1 protein-coding gene and 1 pseudogene are annotated in these 3128 nt (G+C 39.5%); one reads left to right on the top strand and one right to left on the bottom strand.

What is annotated here, in order from left to right; translation table 11 throughout:
* Positions 1-721 precede the first annotated feature (721 nt).
* Positions 722-1093 (bottom strand): VOC family protein, encoded by a 372-nt coding sequence (locus V7K21_RS24945; protein WP_335177980.1) that lies wholly within the window; start codon positions 1091-1093, stop codon positions 722-724.
* A gap of 778 nt (positions 1094-1871) precedes the next feature.
* Here V7K21_RS24945 and V7K21_RS24950 point away from each other — a divergent pair.
* A pseudogene (locus tag V7K21_RS24950) lies at positions 1872-3041 on the top strand (protein kinase domain-containing protein); the annotation flags it as partial.
* Positions 3042-3128 lie beyond the last annotated feature (87 nt).

The raw sequence follows: 3128 nt of genomic DNA on the forward strand, positions 1-3128 counted from the left end.
ACATGGCGCTTACGTTTGCCAAAACAATATGATAATATCGCAAATTCAAACAGCCATAATCCTAATGAATAGCTTTGTTGCATGAAACAGAAAAAAGACATACCATCTCTGAGCAGAGTTTGTGATTAGTCTTCTACTTTATAACAGTCCCAAATACGTGGGACAACTAGGTTAGAGTTGGGTAGCATTGATGACCTACGAACAAGTAAAAAGCTTAAAGCCAGAAGACTTTAAACGCTTGTGTGGTATACGAACAGAGACTTTTAACCAGATGCTAGAGGTAGTGCGATCGCTCGTTTAAAGTCCAACTTTAGAAAATCGCGTTGCTCCCGTTACTGCTGTTGAAGTAACAGAGTTGACCGAGGAGGAGCAAAGCGATAAGCCTGACGGGATGGCTACGCTTACCGCCTACACTTGGAGAGAAAAGTGCAGCGGGCGTTTTTTGAAGCAGGTAAGGCACTGGCAAAATTGCGCGTTCGTCTCTGACGTTGCCGCAGGCATTGCAGACTGTACCGTTCGACCCATTCAACCTTTGATGAGTACTGCCTGGATAGATTTGGCTACAATCGTTCTCGTTCTTACCAGCTAGTCGATGCAGCAATTGTTGTGGACAACCTGCAAAAATGTCCACAAGTTGTGGACATTTTACCAACAGCAGAGGGACAAGTTCGACCTATGACAAAGCTTGAATCCCAAGCTGTGCAGGAAGCTTGGGTGTTGACTACGGATTTTGCCTCAGCCCCAACAAGTTGCCGTCAATATCCTTGAAGACAGACAATTGAACTCCGTGGCCGACATCTGTAATTGGCCCAACTTCAACTCCTTTTTCAATAAGGCTTTGACGAGCAGCAACTATATTGTTTACAACAAAGGTACTAACAGCACTACCTGCAACAACAGAGTTACTTAAGTTCAATCCAATTGCAAAATTCCCAATATCAGGGATACTTAACTGTCTCCACCCAGGCGTGTCATATTTGGATTCAGGAACTAAACCGAGTTTGTCCTTGTACCACTCGACACTAGCTTCCAGATTGGTAACGTCTAATTTAGTGACAAAACTATATTCACCAAAGGTGTTTTTCAATGTCATAATCTACTGTCCTAATCCAAAACTTTTGCAGTATAGATATTATCAACTATTATCAACTTTTTTAAAAGTTAAAACAACTGCAACTCAATCGGTAAGTAGTAGTTTAGTATAGCAAAGTAAAAAGAGCGATGTCTACAACGGGCTATTCGGCGTCGCCTGATGGTTCCGTTAAACAAACTGGCGATCGTTCTTATCTTCAGACAACAAATTATCCTGCTATGTCTTTGCCACTCTTGTAAGTCATAGCTCTGAGTTTTCTTTTCTGCTCAACCAACTGCGTTAATTGCGGTTTCTTTAAGTCTTGTCAAGCCGAAACAGAGGCACTCGACACCGCAACATCAAGAAATATCCCAATTTCTTGATGTTCTCTAAATTATAAGGTTGTCGAGTGGACTGCAAGCGAAGGGCTAAAAGATGCACTTTATGAAAGTTATCGCCCACAACGAGTTCGGATTAAAGATGCTTTACCGAATGGCACTAAGAAAAGCCAACGGTACAGCTAATGGGACTTAAACATTTTTGAGGAACAAACAAGCCTAAAACCCATACAGGGTAAGGGAAATACGCCAAATACTCAAAAATGCCCCAAACCCAGATATATCAATAGAACTCTTGCAAAACGATGTAAAAGTCCTTCTATATATAGATTTTAGGCTCTTTTTTAGATATTTTTGTCTAAGTCCCACTATTAATTACTCTCGATAGCGTTATCCAACATCAAGTTGATGGGAATACTAATGTCAATAAGGAAAACTAAATTCTGTCATAAGGTATATAGATGACTACTGTGAACTTTATCATTCCAGGATATCAAATTAACTTTCAACTGTACGCTGGCTCCAGAACCAACGTATATCGAGCTATCCGCCAATCAGACCAACTTCCAGTCGTTATTAAACTTCTGACCTCAGAGTATCCCAGTTTTAATGAATTACTACAATTTCGCCATCAGTATACAATCAGTAAAAATCTCAACATTGCTGGAATTATTCATCCCTTATCGCTAGAAACCTATGGCAATGGCTATATCTTAGTGATGGTAGATTCCGGAGAAATTTCTTTAAGAGAATACATTAAAAACTCAAATATATCCTTAGTAGAAGTTTTTAATATTGCTATTCAACTAGTCCGCATTCTCCACGGTTTACACGAAAATCGCATTATTCATAAAGATATTAAACCAGCAAATATTCTGATTCATCCCAAAACAAAGCAAATTCAAATCATTGACTTTAGTATTGCTTCATTACTACCTAAAGAAACCCCAGAAATTAAAAGTCCAAATGTTTTAGAAGGAACTCTCGCCTATATCTCTCCAGAACAAACAGGCAGAATGAACCGTGGCATCGATTACCGCAGCGATTATTATTGTCTGGGTGTAACATTGTATGAAATATTAACCGGAGAGTTACCATTTAATTGTGATGACCCCATGCAGTTGGTACATTATCATCTGACAAAAATGCCACAGCAACTAGAAAGCAGAAGTAAAGAAATACCAAAAGTCTTATGGGATATTGTCATGAAGTTAATGGCGAAAAACGCCGAAGATAGATATCAAAGTGCCTTGGGATTAAAGCATGATTTAGAACTTTGTCTAGCCCAACTCCGAGATACAGGAGAAATTAGAGATTTTGAAATCGGTCAGTGGGATGTCTGCGATCGCTTCCTCATCCCAGAAAAATTATATGGCAGAGAAGCACAAGTAAATAGCTTATTACAAGCATTTGAGCGTGTGACTCACGGCATATCAGAAATCATGCTAGTAGCGGGATTTTCCGGGATTGGTAAAACTGCTGTGGTGAATGAAGTCCACAAACCAATTACCCGTCAGCAGGGTTATTTCATTAAAGGTAAGTTTGACCAATTCAATCGTAATATTCCCTTATCCGCCTTTGTGCAAGCTTTAGGCGACTTAATAGCGCAATTGTTGTCAGAATCCAATACTTTTCGGTTAAGAATTAAGCAGTATTGATAATGGAAAAATTAAGTGGCTGGCGTTGAGTACCAGTTCCTCTATCGCATGGTTTCTTAG

The sequence above is a fragment of the Nostoc sp. genome, from assembly GCF_036919595.1.
Lineage (GTDB): Bacteria > Cyanobacteriota > Cyanobacteriia > Cyanobacteriales > Nostocaceae > Nostoc.

Excerpts from the sequence above, each read along its gene's own strand:
- V7K21_RS24945 (WP_335177980.1), bottom strand. The coding sequence starts at position 1,093 with ATGACATTGAAAAACACCTTTGGTGAATATAGTTTTGTCACTAAATTA.